Source organism: Paenibacillus sp. FSL R7-0331, assembly GCF_000758645.1.
In the GTDB taxonomy this organism is placed as follows: domain Bacteria; phylum Bacillota; class Bacilli; order Paenibacillales; family Paenibacillaceae; genus Paenibacillus_AQ; species Paenibacillus_AQ camerounensis.
The window spans coordinates 3,216,952-3,234,063 of the sequence record NZ_CP009284.1 but is presented as its reverse complement, the minus strand read 5'-3'; the positions used below and the strand labels follow the sequence as shown (position 1 = coordinate 3,234,063).

Below are 17,112 nucleotides of genomic sequence, written 5' to 3'. Positions count from 1 at the left end.
ACTTTGCTCCCTGCCGGGTTACTGCTCCGCTGCATATGATGGATGGATATTCCAAGTAACATGCATCATTCAGACAGGAGGAGTACGTTATGCAGCAAAAGAAAATAACTGCAGTGTATCCCCGGTTAACGGTGTACAGTGAGGAGAACTTCCGCGGGCTGCGCCGTATCTACCGCGGAAACCTCGGCTTTGCCGATGTAGACACTGTTATTACCGGAATAGAAAGCCTGCGCTTCTTCTCCACTAATCCTGGTGCAACGCTGGTGCTGTTTGACCGCTCTGCGTTTCGGGACAACTTCGTCATTCTGCGCGGAAACCGCAGTATCCGGGAGCTGGATGACATTCTGCGGCGCGGGGATGCCGAATCGCTGATCGCAACTAATCAGCGGCTGACACCTGCACAGGTCCGCGCCATTCAGCGTACCGGAAGCTTGCCGGCAGGGTACCGGCTGGTGTGAAGCAGCAAAGCCGCACATGGAAGCTTAGAATTACAAGCTTCCATGTGCGGCTTTTTTTATCTACGGAAGATACCTCTCCTGGATACGGATCACCTTGCCGTCCTGCATTGTTACTGTGCTGAGCATCCCGGCTTCAGCCATGATATCCAGCCGCTGCACAAACTCTGCCTTGCTGCCTTCTTTTAATGCAGCACCTTCAATAATGCCATATTCCGCTGCATCCGCAAGCTCCAGCGGATCCTTGATTGCAAGCTTATTCAGGACGTAGAAGCCTCCGGGCATATCACGCTCGGGTACTATGCCAAGCCTCCGCAGCCGGGCCGGATCTTCGTCATCTGTCAGCCACTCCGCATTATCGAATTTGAATCCGGGCTCCGCCAGAGTCATACCGCTAACGTAGCCCAAGAGCTCGCTTACGGGAGATATATCAAAATCTGCTGCGGCTGCAGGAATCTGCAGGTCAATCTGCTCTTTGGTAAGGTTCCAGCCAAGCTCCCCTCTTACGAATGCAGTTGCTGCCTGCAGAGGGTCCAGCAGCTCTGCTGGCTGCAGCCCTTGGTCTGCCTCCGCCTGCAGCCCGGCAAAATACACTGCGGAAGGAGAGGATGTATCCGGCGTTTCGTAATATTCATACCCGTTGCCATCCTTCCAGCGCTCGACAACCCAGATGCCGGAACTGCCCTGCACAGCCGGCTGGGACAGCAGCAGATGGGCCGTCATTCCGTCCGACATCACGAACTTCGCAATTGCATGATTACCGCGGTACGTCTCAGGTTCCAGCAATCCTTTGCCCTCAAAAAACACCTGCAGGGCCGTCTCCCGTCCAGCCGCTGTACCAAGGTCATATTCCGCGCTCCAGATCACCCCTTCGTAACGGGGCGTATTTCCTTCATAAGCAAACACCAGCACCGGCTTCCCCATACCGCTGTCCTCAGTAATTTTACCGTCAACCGCATTCATTTCGCCTGCCAGCGCCAGCTTGCTGAGGTCATCCGGCTCCAGCCTGTATTCCAGCCGCCACAGCTCCAGCGGCTCAGGCAGCAGTCCTTCGACCCTGCCTGCCTGCTCGAAAACAGTCAGGTCACTGTCTACAATCTTCACACCGCTTGCCCCGTCTTCAATCCTGGCAATCTGCTCCGCTATATATTGCTTGGCGTAGTCCTCTTCAGTCACCTTGTGTGAACGGAGATTTCCGGTAAGCCCGGCAGCAGCAACGGCTATAATCACTAACGTTATGGCTGAGGTGACCACCCGCAAAGACGGCTTTTTATACTTTAGAATGTTCTTAATCCTCCCCTTTGTGCTGCTCTCGCCAAAAGCTAGCGGAGTGCGGCCTGTGAACTTTCTGCCGGTGGAAAGCGAGAGCAGCGAGGTGGAATACTCCTTCTTGATGCCGCTGCCCAGCTCCCGGATCACTGCCTCATCACAGGACTTCTCCATATCCTCATCCATCAGATAGACTGCAAGCCAGACCAATGGATTGAACCAGTGCAGGCAGAGCGCGGCATAAGCCGCCAGCTTCACCAGATGGTCAAGCCGTCTGATATGAATCGGTTCATGCCGGATGATGTATCCCCGTTCATGTGTGCCAAGCCCGGCCGGCAGAATGATACGCGGTCTCAGCAGACCGTACACAAACGGTGTCTGCGCCCCGCTCCATTCATAGATGCCCGGGTCTTCATGCCGCGCCTTGCTTAAGCGCCGGTTCAACAGCAGAGCTGAGATCATTCCCCAGCCCAGCATAAGGGCCGTTCCCGCAAGCCAGAGGTATGCAGCCATACTCATTCGCTGTTCTGCCGGTGATGGTGGAGCTGCTGAAGCCTCCTCATCTTTAACCGGATAACCTGACACCGTTCCCGCCATCCCTCCGCCTGCAAGACCTGTATCTGTAATGTTTACCGGGTTATTTTCTGACGGAGCAGCCGTATTTGATTCGGGATATACTTGGGGCTCACTTCCCGCAAGCCCTCCGCTATCCGCTGTCTGCAGCTGCCCGCCTGACTGCAAAACTCCTCCACCCGGCATCAGCGCCGGAATCACACTATAGGGACTTTCAAAGTTCAGCGGGAGCAGCAACCGGAGCAGCACTGCGAACCATAATAGATAAGACAGCAGCTTAGGTGCTTTTCTGAGCAGCAGCCGGGCAAGCAGTACAACGATAATGACATAGCTGCCTGTAAGGCTCATTTGCAGAACGGTTTGAAAAAAGGCTGACATGCCTATTCCTCCTCCTCCTTCTCATTAATCAGCTTCAGCAGCTCGTTAATCTCCTTGTCCTCCAGCTTGCGGCTGCGCGTGAACGCTGCCAGGAAGCGCGGCAGCGATCCCCCGAATGTCTCTTCCACGAACTGTTTGCTCTGCTCAGCGTGAAAGTCCTCCTTACTGATTAGTGACACTACCGTGCCGTCTCCATTATGAAACAGACCTTTAGCCTCCAGCCGCTTCAGCATGGTATAGGTCGTCGATTTCTTCCAGCCCAGCGCAGCTTCGCACAGCTTCACAAGCTCCCCGGAGGGAAGCGGCTCACCTTTCCAGATCAGCTCTGCCAGCCTGGCCTCTGTTTCCGTCAGCTTTACTGCTTTCAATATATTCAGCCCCTTATGGTTTACAATCTGTAGACCTCCTGTTTTTACCAGTTTACAACTTGTAGACCGTTTTGTCGATACACAAACTCACACAAAAAAGCAGCGGGATCATCCGCCGCTGCTCATTTTCACTGTTATTTTTCAAGCATTTTCGGAAATTCCTCCAGCAGCATACCGCTGGTCAGCATATCGTCATAATTCCACATGGAATCGATAAAGGTAACCTTGCCGCTTTTGACAGCCGGGAGTGAGCTCCAGAGTGCCGTTTGCAGCAGCTCGTTAAAGGAATTCTCAGCATCTGAATTCGTTGGATACAGCACGAACAGGTGGTCACCGATCAGCATTTCATGCATCAGCTCCGGAGAAATCTCAATGAACGGCGCTCCTTCGGGAGGTTCAATCGCCTTCACTTCGTCAGTCATATTGTAGCCCTGCGCCTGATACACAAGATCAGAAATACCGCCTGTTTTCATCAGATACATCGTCTTGTCCCAGTAATAAATCATCACTACTGCGGTTTCGCCCTCAGCCAGCTTTCCCTGCGCATGCAGTCCGGCCCACATCGCTTCAGCCTTTGTCTTATATCCGGCCAGCAGCGCTTCCGCCTCTGCCTTCTTGCCGACAATGTCACCGATCAGCGGCAGACGTTCGGTCAGCGGCATGTTCTGGTCAAAAGTAATGGTCGGCGAAACCTTGGAAATTTCTTCATATTGCTTATCCAGCGCATACCCCATCATTGTCAGGTCCGGCTCCAGCGAAATGAGCTTTTCAAGATTCGTCGGAAATCCGATGTCCTCTGCCGGGTTCTGCTCCTTGTTCAAGTAAACCGAGCCCTCGATGAACCGGCGGTCCACACCTACCGGCTGTACGCCAAGCGCAAGCAGATCGCCAATGGAATTACCCTGTAGGACAATCCGCTGCGGATTCGCCGGAATTTCTACCTCATGACCTTGGCTGTCAGTGTATATTCTCGTTGATGCTGCATTGGACTCCGCCGCCGGTTTAGCAGTCTGCGTCTGCGATGCAGGCGCCGCCGGAGTTGCTCCTGTACCTGCCGAATTGACCGGGCTGTTTGCGCCGGAACAGGCGCTGAGCATGATGACCAGACACAGCAACATCGCCGCGCCCATAGAGATCTTGGTGTTTCTGTACATGGATGAATCCCCTTTTCTGTTATATTGATAATGATTCTCATCAACAATATAACCCGGTACAGCCATCGCCGCATTAGACAATCTTAGCCTGATTGTAGGATGATCTGATCCTTGGGCATTCTCCAGTGCTAATGCCTTATAGCCTCCCGGCGTCAAGCCGGTTGTTTTTTTGAAGATACGGATGAAATAGGACAGATCCGGATAACCCACGCCCGCAGCAACCTCCTGCAGCGATGCTTCCGTGTGCAGCAGCTCCTTGGCTTTTTCAATCCGGGTACGGATCAGATAATCAATCAGGCTGCTGCCTGTTTTCTTTTTAAACTGCTTGGCCACATACACTGCACTGTAGTTAAGGTGCTCTGAGATTGATGACAACGTAATAGGCTGGCCGTAGCATTCCCGTATGTAATGGACAGCCTGCTCCACAAGATCCGGTCTGCCGGCACCGGCGCCGGTCAGCTGTCTCTGCCGTTCAGCCTCATAAATGAACTGATACAGCAGGCCTTTTATCTGAATCCGTTCCAGCCTGCCCGCTCCCTGCCACTTCCGGTGCATCTCCCTGACCTGCAGCAGCAGCGTAACCGGAGCATCCGGGACAAAATCATAATCCTTTTGAAAGGGGCTACTGCGTTCCAGCAGCCGGCGGATACCCGGACCAGCGGACAGTGCCAGTGAGCTTTTGTAAAATATAAAATAGCAGTCCAGCTCATCCTTCACCCAGTCGATGGCCAGCCTTGCGCCCTTTCCGCTGTGCAGAATGTGAAACCGTTTCGCAGTATGCATCTGCCCGTTAAGCCGGAAAGCAGCCGCTGCTCCTGACATATACACAAATCCCGCCGCCGGAAAGCTGTAGGAATCCAGTCTCCCGCCTGCCTCGAGTCTCAGATGGCGGATGTCCGCCAGCCGGATATGCGCGTAATCCCACAGCAGCAAGTGGTCATCAGCATTCTCCATCTGCTACCGCCTCCTTCTACCGAAGTATAATTGATAATCATTATCAATTACAAGACAAGGAAGAAGATTTTATCTGCCAGAGCGGGTTAAAACTCTTTGTTCTGCTGAATCCGCACTGCTACAAGATAGGATACAGCAAACATTACCAGTGAGAGCATCAGGAAGCCCGCGCCGACCTCGCTGCCGTTAAAATTAACACTTTCCCCGGAAAGATTCATAAGCGCCCATACCCCGATCCGCAGGCCTACCGATATCCCCGCCGACAGAAACAGCATCATTTCATTTTTTTCAACACCGAATTTCAAGATAGCCGGAAAACAAAGCGAAATGGTAGAGATAGAGAGGGAAAGACCGAAGGTATACCCGCTCCACAGCTGCATATATCCGGCCGGCTCTGCCGCTTTAAACATGTTAAGCAAGGGAGTACAGAGGCTGACTGCAAGCCCCATAACCATCAGCATGATAAAAGAAAGATATTTGGCATGGATCACCGTACTGCGTTTTACCGGAAGGGTAATCTCCATTCTGTTCCAGTTAGCCGCCTCATCAACCTGCTGTGAAGCACCGATGCTGACCGAAAACACCATTATCTGACCGGCTATCACGGCATTAAGAGCTGTAATATCACTAGAGAAAAGAGATACAAGCAGCAGACATAACGATATACCCAGAGAGACCTTTAAATTGCTTTGCATGGAATAGAAATTGTTCAAGAGCAGACCCTTCATTTAGTTCTCCCCCTTCACCAGAAACAGCAGAATCTCATCTATTGATACATTGTCAATAATGATCCCGTCATATTTTTGCGCAAAAGCCTGCCTGTCCTTCACCAGTACATCGGTCTGAAAATCCTTCTTCCTGTATGCCAGCCGGTCCGATGTCTCAATCCGAGCAAACTGCTCCTGTCTGCAGCGGGCAATACCGTAGTCATAGATCAGCTCGTCCTTCTGCGCAGTGAGGATGATTTTCCCCTGGTGAATGAAGGTGATGAAATCAGCGATTTTTTCCAGATCACTTGTAATATGCGAGGACATCAGAATGGAGCGGCTCTCATCCTCCACAAATTCCTGAAACACCTCCAGGATCTCCTCCCGGGTAACCGGGTCAAGGCCGGAAGTGGCTTCATCCAGAATCAGCAGCTTGGGACGGTGGGACAGCGCCGCGGCAATTGCCAGCTTCATCGACATCCCCCTTGAAAAATCCTTCAGCTTCCGGTTCATCGGCAGGCCAAACTTTTCCGTAAGCCTTATGTACTCCTGCTGATCCCATTGCCTGTAAATCCCGTTCATAACCTTTGACAGTCTGGCCGGCGTAAGCACACCTGAGAAATTCGCCGCATCCAGTACAACTCCAATATCTTCACGGATTGCAGTATCCTTGTCTGTCATGATTGTGCCCAGCAGCTTTATTGTACCGCTGTCAATTTTCACCGTGTTCAAAATAGATTTGATGGTGGTCGTCTTACCTGCGCCGTTCTCTCCAACAAAGCCCATGATCGTTCCTCTTGGAATCGAGAAGGTAACCTTATCCAGGCTGAATCCGGAACCTGCATACGTTTTGGTCAGGCCGTCTATCTCTAAACTGTGCATCATTAAGTCTCCTCCCCGTAAAAAAGATTAAGCAAATCCACCAGCTTCTCCCGCGCTATTCCGCTGCTTCTGGCAATATCAACAGCCGTGATCAGATGCTCTTCGATCTTCTTCTGCTGCTCCTCCTGGACAAGAGCTTTATTCAATGCCGATACGAAGCTCCCTCGTCCGACCGTTGTCTCAATGAAGCCCTCACGCTGTAGATCCTCATAAGCCTTCTGCACTGTAATGACACTGACCTGGATGGACTTGGCTAACGCCCGCATTGAAGGAATACCGGCTCCCGCCTGCAGCTCACCGCTCATAATCATAGCTTTGATCTGTGAGTTAATCTGTTCATAAATGGGCTTACTGCGGTTATTGCTAATAATAATTTCCAAACGGCTCCTCCTCCTGGCGGACAAGTGTACTTATTGTACCAGTACAATATATCTGATTTATTGAAATTTGTAAATACTTGCAATTTGAAAATAAACCCTTGATTATTCGTAATCTTTACGATAATATTTTTAATCGTAACTATTACTAATTAAGAAGGTGCATTATGAAAAAGAGTACTCAACCCTCATCCCCGCGTTTTTTCTCCTCCCGTACAGCCCTGCGGCTCTGCCTGACTCTGCCGATGCTTATTGTATTGGCTCTATTAAGCGCCTGTTCAGAGACTTCACAGCGTGCGTCTAACCAGAGTGAAGATAACAAGCATATTCACTTCCTGTATAATTTCTCAACCCGCTCACTCGACCCGCATGTCGATTCCAGCTATGTCCCGCTGCGCGCCGGTATTACTGAAACACTGGTCAAGCTGGATGAGGAGCAGTTAAAGGTGGTTCCTTGGCTTGCTGAATCATGGGAAGGCGAGGACGGTGTCCACTGGACCCTTAATCTGCGTGAAGGTATCACCTTCCACAACGGCAAAGCAATGGACGGCCCGGCTGTAAAAGCATCCCTGGAGCGGGCAATGACCGAAAATGTGGCCATCCGAAATGCACTCAACATTGGAGAGATTACAGCAGATGGACAGCAGCTGCAGATCACGACAACCCGGCCTTTCCCGGAGTTCATCAGCGAGCTGGTCAATCCGAACGTATCCATCATTGATGTAACAGAAGGTGATTTCAACTCGAAGCTGACCGGAACCGGACCGTTCAAGCTTACCTCCTTCGCTCCTGGCAGCAAGCTGGAGCTTGAGCGCTATGATGCATACTGGGACGGCGCTTCCAGGCTTGATTCTGTCACCTTCTCCTTCAATGAGGATGCCAACGCCCGGACACTCGCCCTGCAGTCGGGCCAGGTGGATATCGTCTACCGTCCGGAGGTAGAGAGCCTGGAGGTGCTGCGTGCCCAGGAAGGAATAGAAGTGGAAGCAACCTCGACCTTCCGTGTACATCAGATGACGATGAATATGCAGCGTGCCAGTATGCAGGATGTCCGGGTCCGCCGGGCGGTAGACGCGCTGATTAACCGGCAGGAGATTGTCGATACCATTCTGCTCGGCTACGGAGAAGCGGCCAAAGGCCCGTTCCTGCCCTCCCTGCCGTTCGCTCCTTCCTTTGAAACGCGTCCAGGCGGTGAAGCCGCAGCCGTTCAATACCTGAATGAAGCGGGCTATACGCTGCAGGATGGAGTTATGCAAAAAAACGGTGAACCACTTCAGCTTGTCCTGCTTACATACAGCGCCCGCGCTGACCTCCCGCTGATCGCCCAGGTGTTCCAGTCCGATGCGAAGCGGATCGGAATACAGGTGGAAATCCGCCAGATTGATACGCCGGAAGATTACATGGCCTCTAACCGGGATTGGGATCTGGCTACCTACAGCAACCTGACTGCACCGCGCGGGGATGCCGGCTATTATCTGAATGCTACCTATCATCCGGATGGGGCGCTGAACTTTAGCGGTGCCGAACAGCCGGAGCTGACTGCCATTATTGATAAGCTTAACCGGACTGTAGGCGCTGATGAACGTGCTGTCTTAGCGGAACAAGCCGCTGGCTATGTGCACGAGCAGATGATCAATTCCTTTATACTGCATCCATCCACCATTGTCGCTTATAACAAGGATAAGGTTAAGAACTGGGTGACTACCCGGAGTGAGTACTACATGATTACCAATGAACTGGATATTCTGGAATAATGCTGCGGCTTATCACCCGCAAGTTTCTTGAGGTCGTCCTGTTTGTGCTGTTTATTACCTTTATCAGCTTTCTGTTCATCCGGCTGGCTCCCGGTGATCCCGCGCTGACCATCCTGAATGTTGACGAGCTCTCGGTCAGCCAGGAGCAGATTGAGGCGCTGCGCGAGGAGATGGGCTTTAATGATCCGCTTATCGTCCAGTATGGACAATGGCTGGCCAGGTTTGTACGGCTGGATTTCGGAAATTCCTATGCCACCGGTGAACCGGCCGTAAGGCTGATTGCTTCCAGCCTGCCGGCTACACTGGAGCTGACACTAGGCTCACTCGCAGTCATGCTGATTGTTACACTGCCATTAGCCTCCTTGTCTGCACTTTACCGTGACAGCTGGCTGGATAAGCTCAGCCGTGCCTTGTCTGTGATCGGTGCTGCCGTACCCAGCTTCTGGCTGGGGCTGATATTGATTGATCTGTTCGCTGTCCAGCTGGGCTGGCTTCCAACAATGGGACGGGACGGCATTCTGTCGATAGTCCTGCCTTCGCTCACACTGGGACTGGCCATCTCCAGCGTATATCTCCGTCTGCTCCGCTCCAGTCTGCTGGATTCGCTAGGCGAGGAATTTATCATCTCCGGGAGGGCCCGCGGCATTCCGGAGCGGCGGATCTTCTGGGCCTATGCCTTCCGTCACAGCCTGCCGCCGGTTATTACAGTGTTCGGAGTGAGCCTTGGAAGCCTAATCGGCGGAGTCGTGGTCATTGAGGTGCTGTTCGCGTATCCCGGCATCGGCAAACTGATTGTAGACTCCATCCGCCAGCGTGATTATCCGGTTATCCAGGGCTACATACTCGTAATGGCACTTACTGTATTTGCCGTCAATACGGGAGTCGATTTGCTTAACCGTTACTTGAAGCCTGAAATCAGATTAAAAGGGAAGGAGACCGCGATATGATACGCTTATTCAAGCAGCCGCAGACCGCTATGCGCTACAAACTTCAGCTTGGCACGGCGGTTCTTACCGCTGTTCTCCTGCTGCTCATGTACGTTTATACAGCCTTTATTCTCCGCCATGACTCCACCCTGACTGACCTGAGTATCCGCCTGCAGGGATCAAGTCTTATGCATCCGCTGGGAACAGATCATCTGGGCCGTGACGTGCTGACCAGGCTTGTGCTCGGCGGACAGCAGACTGTCGGCTACAGCCTGCTCGCCCTGGCAGCCGCTCTGCTTATCGGTACGGCGTCCGGTATGATTGCAGGCTTCAAGGGCGGCTGGCTGGACCGCATCTTTATGCGCATTGCCGACGGCTTCCTGGCTTTTCCCGATATGATCGTTGTTATCGTGCTCAGCGGACTGCTGGGTCCCGGCCTGCACAGCATGATTATTGCTATTGTCATGGTCAAATGGGTCAGCTATGCCCGGGTAGTACGTACAACTGTAATAACCGAGTCCCGGCAGGATTACATGCTGGCAGCCCGGATTAATGGTTTGTCTCCGGCCAAAATGCTCAGCAGACATCTGCTGCCACATGTTGCCGGACAGGTGCTGGTCCTGGCCAGCCTTGACCTGGGCAAGGTCATTCTGCTGATCTCCTCTCTATCCTACATCGGGCTTGGTGTACAGCCCCCGACCCCGGAATGGGGAGCCATGCTCAATGACTCACGCCCCTACTTCCAGCTTGCACCGCAGCTGATGTTATATCCGGGCCTGGCGATTGTGCTGCTTGTGCTGACAGTGAATATGCTGGGCGATCATCTCAGAGACCATTTTGATGTCAAGAAGGAGGTGCGCGTCTAATGCTGGAGTTCAATGACATTACTATTCGCACCTCTTCCCGGACCTTGGTTGACAAGGTATCGCTGAGCGTCCAGCCTGGTGAATGGCATGCCCTTGTCGGACAGAGCGGCAGCGGAAAAAGCCTGCTCTCCCGCAGCGCAGGCCAGCTCCTGCCGCCCGGCCTGTCTGCCGAAGGCAGCATTATGCTGGAAGGTACTGAGCTGCTCGGGCTGAAACGCAGCAGCCTCCGAAGTCTGCTCGGCCGCCGGATGTCTTACATTTTCCAGGATTATCAGGCTGCCTTCGCTCCCTTCCGTACCATCGGGCAGCATTTCAGGGAGGCGATTGCGACCCATGACAAGCAGCGCCTGCGGGAAGCCCCGGGCCGTACTTCAGCAGCGCTGGAATCCGTCGGCCTTGAAGGCAGTCTAGCATCACGCTATCCGTTTCAGCTAAGCGGGGGCCAGCTGCAGCGGGCCTCCATCGCCCTCGCCCTGCTGTTCTCGCCGGATGTGCTGATTGCTGATGAAGTAACGACAGCACTTGACAGTGTCAGCGGCCATCGTGTGCTGAGCCTGCTGAACCGGCTGCGGCTTGAAACCGGCTGTTCTATTCTGTTTATCACCCATGACTGGCGGCATGTCAGACGTTATACTGACCGGATAGCGGTCATGAAGGACGGCAGGATTGTCGAATCCGGCGGCACACACCGTGTCCTTGACCACCCGAGACATGAGTACACACGCCGGCTCATCGCAGCCGCTCCAGTGCTCTCACATCTTCCTTCCGGTCTGCAGGAGGTGCAGCCATGAGTAATCCTTTACTGTCCGTAGAACAGCTGTCCAAGCGTTATGCCAACGGCAAACTTGCCATAAATGAGGTTAGCTTTCAATTAGAGCGGGGCGAGAGCCTGGGTCTGGTCGGGGAGAGCGGCTGCGGAAAAAGCACGCTGGCACGCTGCCTGCTGCGCCTTGAGCCGGTAAGCAGCGGTAGCATTATCTTCAAAGGCCAGCCGGTTCAGCGGCTTACCGAGAAGCAGCTGAACCCGTACCGCCGGGATATGCAGATGGTTTTTCAGAATCCCGCAGCAGCACTGAACCCGCGGCTGCGCATCAGAGATTCTCTTCTGGACCCTTACAATCAATACGGCAGCCAAATGCAGCATTCCTATTTCGGCTGCACTTCCCGCTCCGCCTTTGTAACCGAGCTGCTGGAAGCGGTAGAGCTGTCTCCTTCGCTCTCCGGCTGCTATCCTCATGAGCTGAGCGGCGGGCAAAAGCAGCGGGTAACGATTGCCAGGGCTGTCAGCATTGAGCCGGCTTTAATCGTACTGGATGAGCCGACGGCGAGCCTGGATGTTCTGTCCCAGGGCGCGATCCTTACTCTGCTGGAGCAGCTGCAGCGCAATCTGAAGCTGGCGTATCTGTTCATATCCCATGACCTGGCAGCGGTCAGCCGGATGTGCAGCAGAATGCTTGTTATGCGCGAGGGAACGTTTGTCGACAGCTTCAGCAGGCAGGGGATGTTTGCTGAGGACAGGCATCCATATACGAAGGAACTAATCTCCATTTTTTAATATTGCTTTTTCACGGAGCCGGCTGCATATTAGCGCCTGCTCTATTTCTTATGTAAAGAGATCAGCTTGTCCAATTCCTTCCTGTCGCTTACAATTGAATCAATTGATAATTATTCTTAATTGACTGGAGAGATGAACATGCCTGCTACTCATGAACATACTTTCGGAAACAGCCATTACATACAGACTCCTGACGGCCGCAAGCTTCATTACATGGTGAAGGGGGACGGGCCGGTGACCGTAGTGTTTGAATCCGGCATGGGCATGTCACGCTCCTGCTGGGGGCTGGTGCAGCCGCCGGCCGCAGAGCATACCCGCTCCGTTGTCTACGACCGGGCGGGCAGCGGCAAGAGTGAGCCGGATTCTGCTCCCCGGACGCTGGCCCGGATCGCCGGGGACCTAGTCTTCCTGATCCGGCAGCTTGGCAGCGGACCGTTCATCCTTGTCGGCCACAGCTGGGGAGGGCCCATCGTTCGGACTGTCGCAGCCCTGCTGGGCTCTTCACAGATCCGCGGAATCCTTCTGGTCGATCCGACCGACGAGAACTGTAATCTGTATTTTGAGGAGGCGACTGCGAAGCATTACGGCAGAATGGATTATATCATTCCGTTCATGATGAGAACCGGCCTCTACAAGCTGATCGGGAGCAGACCGGGTAAGGTCCAGCCTGCTGATGTCTATGCCGATCATAAGCGTGAGGACTTTACGATGCAGGCTGCTAAAACAATGCTTGCCGAGGGAAGAAATTTCCTGCAGGACCTGAAGACACTACATGACCGGCCGGTTCAGCTTGGCACCATACCTTTGACCCTTATCTCCGGCACCCAGCTCTCACGGATGGAGAAGAAGACCAGACCCGTGCTGCATGCTGCCCACCGGAAGACGGCAGAGGCTCATCCGGACAGCCGCCTTGTTGAGGCTCCGCAGTCCGGTCACATGATCATGTACACCGAGCCGCAGCTGATTGTGGATGAGATTAAGCGGATGCTTCCGTAACGGGGCACTGATCCAAATGCGCATGCAAAAGCCCGCATCCGGTGCGGGCTTTCGCTTTTACAATAGCTATGGTTATTAACGTTCCCGGTTCACCACATAATGGAGCAGATGCTTCAGAAAAGGGATGTCACGGGGTATCTCCTGCAGCGCATCACTCGCCTGGCAATAATGCCTCCACATCTCCTTACCGGCACCCTCCACGCCCAGAATCGAGACGAAATTGGACTGGTTATTGGCGGCATCATTACCGGCAGGCTTCCCGAGCACCTCTGTATCACCTTCCACATCAAGCAGATCATCTCGGATTTGAAAAGCGATCCCCATGTGATAGGCATATCGTTTGAGCGCAGCAATCTCCTCTTCCTCCACCTCAGCCAGCATCGCAGGCATCACCAGACAAGCTTCAAAGGCAATCCCTGTTTTGTAAAAGCTGATCCGGTCCAGCTGCTCCAGCGTGAGCGCCTGACCCTTGGCGTCCAGATCCATCATCTGGCCCATACACATATCCGCCGCCTTTTCGGCCGAGTAGCGGATCAATGCAAGCACGGTTTCCGGCTTGAACCGGTTCAGGGAGGCCTGCTGGAAGGTGGCCTGCTGGATCATGTACAGACCGGTCAGCTCGGCAACCGCGCTGCTGTGTACCTGGTGCAGCGTTTCCCTCCCTCTGCGCTTCGCGGCATTATCCTGCGAGGGCAGATCGTCAAAGATCAGTGAAGCTGTATGCATATACTCCAGCGACCGCAGCAGCGGCAAGATATCCTGTCCGTCCAGACCGTATTCATTTACGCCCATAACCCAGGTCAGGATCGGCCTGACCCTTTTCCCGTCCCCCTCCAGGCTGTAATTGGCTGCATGGATCAGCCGGTCCTGTATGGCCGGAATCCCAGCCTCTGCGGAGAACAGAAGTTCATTGTTGATCAGCGTGCGGACATGTTGGAAGCTTTGCGAGAATGCCTCCTGATCTGCCGCATCCTTCCTTAGCTGTTCGATCATTCCGTCGCGCAGCAGCTTATCAAAAAAGTCCACATCATCTGCCTTTCGCACCATTTTCTGCAATACACGGTTAAACTCCGGAATACCCCCGGCAAAAATCATCATCGTCTCCTTATATTTGACTGCCCCGGCACGTTCCTTGTAACGCTTAAGCCCGTTAACCGCCCGGTCCAGTATAACCTCACGCGCTCTGGGGTCCGAATGATATACAGTGTGGATTAAATTCGATATCACCGCCCAGTAGACCTCAAAGGGATTAATCAGATCAGGCCTTTGCAAGTGATGTTGTAAATAGTAGGTATAGGGTGTTACTGCACCGTCCTTAAGATCCTGCTCCATATCGGCAAAATCATCAGCCAGCTGATTGTAAATGCCGAAATAAAAGGTACGCTCTTCAAAGCCCTCATCCTCAGGCGCACCGATAACCGATCTGGCAATCAGCCGGGATGAGGAGGATTTCAGAATAACAGGCACATACAGCTCTTCATTCGTATATCCGCCGTAATCAAGCGCCTTCACCCGGTCAATATCCTGTGCCTGAAAAAAAACATACGACTGCGCAAAAAATCGCTGTCTGATGTCCGTCTCCCGGTACCCGCTGATATAGAGGAAGGCCTCTGACAGCTCGGCATGGATATACCGGATAAGCTCCGTGTTCTCCCCGGACCATACGCCCAGCTCAGGAACCTCCCCGCTTAGCAGCGCAGTACGGATCAATGCGGAATACTGCTCCTTTTCAGCAGAGGTCAGGATTTGTGAATCCAGCAGATCATCTACGAACGGATAGGTCAGCCCGTAGGAATAACCAAGCCGGACTGCAGCATCCAGCCTGCGGGACCGCTCCTCAGGCGCAGTATCCTCTCCCAGCTCCTCTGTGACATGCAGGACAACTCCAACGATGATCTTAATCAGCTTGCGCTGTGCGTGCTCGGCACTCATTCCTTCAGGAATATGGCCGGCTACAGCCCGCAATTTTTTGAACAGCCAGATGATTGCCGCTTCTATGCCTTCCTTTTGAGCCCACCGGTAGGCTCCTGCCAGATTCATAAATTCCGGCTGGACCGCCTGGTTACGGCTTGGCGGCTTAAGCAGAAGGCGGCTGACATCATCTGCAGTTCTCCTGATCCGCTTTTGTGTTTCATCTGACTGCAGATCCTTCCCCAAATCCCGCATGTAAATATATGAAATGCTGCGGTCCAGATACCCCTCCAGCTTGCCTGTAACGTTGAGCCACTGGATATACCGGTAGAAATCCCGGTGTTCCTGCTTCCGGCTGCTGCGTGAGAATAGGGACAGCCCGTTCCAGCGCTTTAAATGGTTTTTTTTCCACAACTGAATGTCATGGGTCAGATTTGATATATACGATTTGTCTATAACCTGGTTATAGAGTGCAGTATAGTAGCTCACTGCCTTCAGCTCCGCTTTCCGGTACTCCCTTGCAGCTGTATTCTCAAAGTTTTCTTTCATACGATGCACAACCCCTGGATCTTATTTGTTAATACTCAGCTGCATTTTTTGCTGCGGAACAGATACAGCTCCGGCTTTTATCCTTATACGGGCAATGTGCAGGATGGTTACGCAATCACATTGAAGCTTCAATATTTCATATCTATGTATCCGGTTACACTAGCAGCTATAGTATGTGAGAGTTTGAACTTTCTAAATCATTTGATATAATACAAATCAATGAGATTGAGAATCAATATCACTTGTTGATATTTCCGCAGCGCTATTACTCAAAAAGGAGCTGACGATTAATCTACATATTGCGCTTGGGGACATATCACGATAATGATCTCCTCAATACAATATTCTGCTTGTGACTCAAGCATATCTGACTAGGGGGATAAATATGAAACCATTCAAATTCACAGCATTAACGGCTATTCTGGCAGGAAGTCTGGCATTAACAGCATGCTCCAATACAAGCAATGAACCAGCCAATGCCGGAGCAGCTAATTCAAATACTGCTAATACCAGCGCTCCTGCGACGGTAGAAATTACGGATGCCCACGGAACGGTTACGGTTCCTGTAAATCCGAAGAAGGTCGTTGCGCTTGATAACAGAACCTTTGAGACACTGAGCTCCTGGGACATTGAATTGGCGGCTGTACCGAAGGATGTAATGCCTGCGGATTCACCCTATGTAGCGGATGAAGCTGTTCAAAATATCGGAAATCACCGTGAGCCCAATCTGGAGCTGCTGGCCTCTATCGAGCCTGACCTCGTCATTGTCGGCCAACGGTTCGCCGGCTTCTATGAGGATATCAAAAAGCTGGTTCCCAACGCAGCCGTCATTGACCTCAATTTTGATGTTTCCGCAGAGGCAGGAACACCTGGAGCAAATCTGGTAAACGGTCTTAAGGATGCAACAACAAATCTGGGTAAAATTTTTGACAAGGAAGATGAAGCTGTCAAGCTGACTGCTGATTTTGATAAAGCGATTGAAGCGGCTAAATCCGCCTATAACGGAACTGATAAAATTATGAGCGTTGTCGTATCTGCCGGTGAAATCGGCTTCTCGGCTCCTCATTCCGGACGTGTCTGGGGCCCTCTGTATGAAGTATTCGGCTGGACATCCGCATTAGAGGTTAACAATGCCTCCTCTGATCATCAGGGTGATGATATCTCTGTTGAAGCTATCGCCCAAAGCAATCCTGACTGGATCTTTGTACTGGATCGTGATGCGGCCGTATCCGCTGAATCTGATTCTGTGCCTGCACAGGACGTAATTGATAATGCACCTGCTCTTAAAAACACAACGGCTATCACTAAAGGGCAGATTGTTTACGCTCCAAACGACACCTATACTAATGAATCCATCGAGACGTTTATGGAGCTGTTTGACAACCTTGCGGCTGCTCTAGCTAAGCAGTAAAAAGGAGTACAGCGTAGTGCAAAATAA

General features: G+C 52.5%; 15 protein-coding genes. 8 read left to right on the top strand and 7 right to left on the bottom strand.

What is annotated here, in order from left to right:
* Positions 1-89: 89 nt before the first annotated feature.
* Complete coding sequence (locus tag R70331_RS13480) at positions 90-458, top strand: hypothetical protein (protein ID WP_042176258.1); 369 nt, start codon at positions 90-92, stop codon at positions 456-458.
* 60 nt (positions 459-518) lie between these two features.
* Here the strand turns inward: R70331_RS13480 and R70331_RS30500 are convergent, their stop codons facing one another.
* The 6 genes from R70331_RS30500 to R70331_RS13450 all read right to left on the bottom strand — a co-directional run bounded on the left by R70331_RS30500 (position 519) and on the right by R70331_RS13450 (position 7,120).
* Positions 519-2,675, bottom strand: coding sequence for a M56 family metallopeptidase (locus R70331_RS30500; RefSeq protein ID WP_052419049.1), 2,157 nt, complete (start codon positions 2,673-2,675; stop codon positions 519-521).
* 2 nt (positions 2,676-2,677) lie between these two features.
* Entirely contained in the window at positions 2,678-3,043 is a 366-nt protein-coding gene (locus R70331_RS13470) for a BlaI/MecI/CopY family transcriptional regulator (RefSeq protein ID WP_042176256.1), read from the bottom strand.
* 134 nt (positions 3,044-3,177) lie between these two features.
* Complete coding sequence (locus tag R70331_RS13465; RefSeq protein WP_042176253.1) at positions 3,178-5,151, bottom strand: AraC family transcriptional regulator; 1,974 nt, start codon at positions 5,149-5,151, stop codon at positions 3,178-3,180.
* An 86-nt stretch (positions 5,152-5,237) separates the two neighbouring features.
* Positions 5,238-5,879 carry an ABC-2 transporter permease gene (locus tag R70331_RS13460; RefSeq protein WP_042176251.1) on the bottom strand — a complete coding sequence of 214 codons (642 nt, stop codon included), beginning with the start codon at positions 5,877-5,879 and terminating at the stop codon, positions 5,238-5,240.
* On the bottom strand, positions 5,880-6,743 hold the full coding sequence (locus R70331_RS13455; RefSeq protein ID WP_042176249.1) for an ABC transporter ATP-binding protein: 864 nt from the start codon (positions 6,741-6,743) through the stop codon (positions 5,880-5,882).
* Positions 6,743-7,120 (bottom strand): GntR family transcriptional regulator, encoded by a 378-nt coding sequence (locus R70331_RS13450; RefSeq protein WP_042176247.1) that lies wholly within the window; start codon positions 7,118-7,120, stop codon positions 6,743-6,745. Before R70331_RS13450 ends, R70331_RS13455 begins: the two co-directional genes overlap by 1 nt.
* A gap of 242 nt (positions 7,121-7,362) precedes the next feature.
* Here R70331_RS13450 and nikA point away from each other — a divergent pair, with 242 nt between their 5' ends.
* From nikA to R70331_RS13420, 6 genes are all read left to right on the top strand, one after another.
* Entirely contained in the window at positions 7,363-8,871 is a 1,509-nt protein-coding gene (gene nikA / locus R70331_RS13445; RefSeq protein ID WP_042182630.1) for a nickel ABC transporter substrate-binding protein, read from the top strand.
* The gene (gene nikB, locus R70331_RS13440) at positions 8,871-9,818 is read left to right on the top strand and encodes a nickel ABC transporter permease (RefSeq protein ID WP_042176244.1); all 948 of its coding nucleotides are present in this window, start codon (positions 8,871-8,873) and stop codon (positions 9,816-9,818) included. The genes nikA and nikB overlap by 1 nt, the downstream gene beginning before the upstream one ends.
* 86 nt (positions 9,819-9,904) lie before the next feature.
* Positions 9,905-10,663 carry a nickel transporter permease gene (gene nikC / locus R70331_RS13435; RefSeq protein ID WP_442950583.1) on the top strand — a complete coding sequence of 253 codons (759 nt, stop codon included), beginning with the start codon at positions 9,905-9,907 and terminating at the stop codon, positions 10,661-10,663.
* Positions 10,663-11,454: an ATP-binding cassette domain-containing protein gene (locus R70331_RS13430; RefSeq protein ID WP_042176242.1), complete on the top strand. Its 792-nt coding sequence runs from the start codon at positions 10,663-10,665 to the stop codon at positions 11,452-11,454. The genes nikC and R70331_RS13430 overlap by 1 nt, the downstream gene beginning before the upstream one ends.
* On the top strand, positions 11,451-12,218 hold the full coding sequence (locus R70331_RS13425) for an ABC transporter ATP-binding protein (RefSeq protein WP_042176239.1): 768 nt from the start codon (positions 11,451-11,453) through the stop codon (positions 12,216-12,218). The genes R70331_RS13430 and R70331_RS13425 overlap by 4 nt, the downstream gene beginning before the upstream one ends.
* Positions 12,219-12,356: 138 nt before the next feature.
* Positions 12,357-13,214, top strand: coding sequence for an alpha/beta fold hydrolase (locus R70331_RS13420; RefSeq protein WP_052419048.1), 858 nt, complete (start codon positions 12,357-12,359; stop codon positions 13,212-13,214).
* Between the two features lie 75 nt (positions 13,215-13,289).
* Here R70331_RS13420 and R70331_RS13415 read toward each other — a convergent pair whose 3' ends face one another.
* Positions 13,290-15,674, bottom strand: a complete 2,385-nt coding sequence (locus tag R70331_RS13415; protein WP_156131123.1) for a polyprenyl synthetase family protein — start codon at positions 15,672-15,674, stop codon at positions 13,290-13,292.
* 385 nt (positions 15,675-16,059) lie between these two features.
* Here R70331_RS13415 and R70331_RS13410 point away from each other — a divergent pair, with 385 nt between their 5' ends.
* Complete coding sequence (locus R70331_RS13410) at positions 16,060-17,085, top strand: siderophore ABC transporter substrate-binding protein (protein WP_042176235.1); 1,026 nt, start codon at positions 16,060-16,062, stop codon at positions 17,083-17,085.
* Positions 17,086-17,112 lie beyond the last annotated feature (27 nt).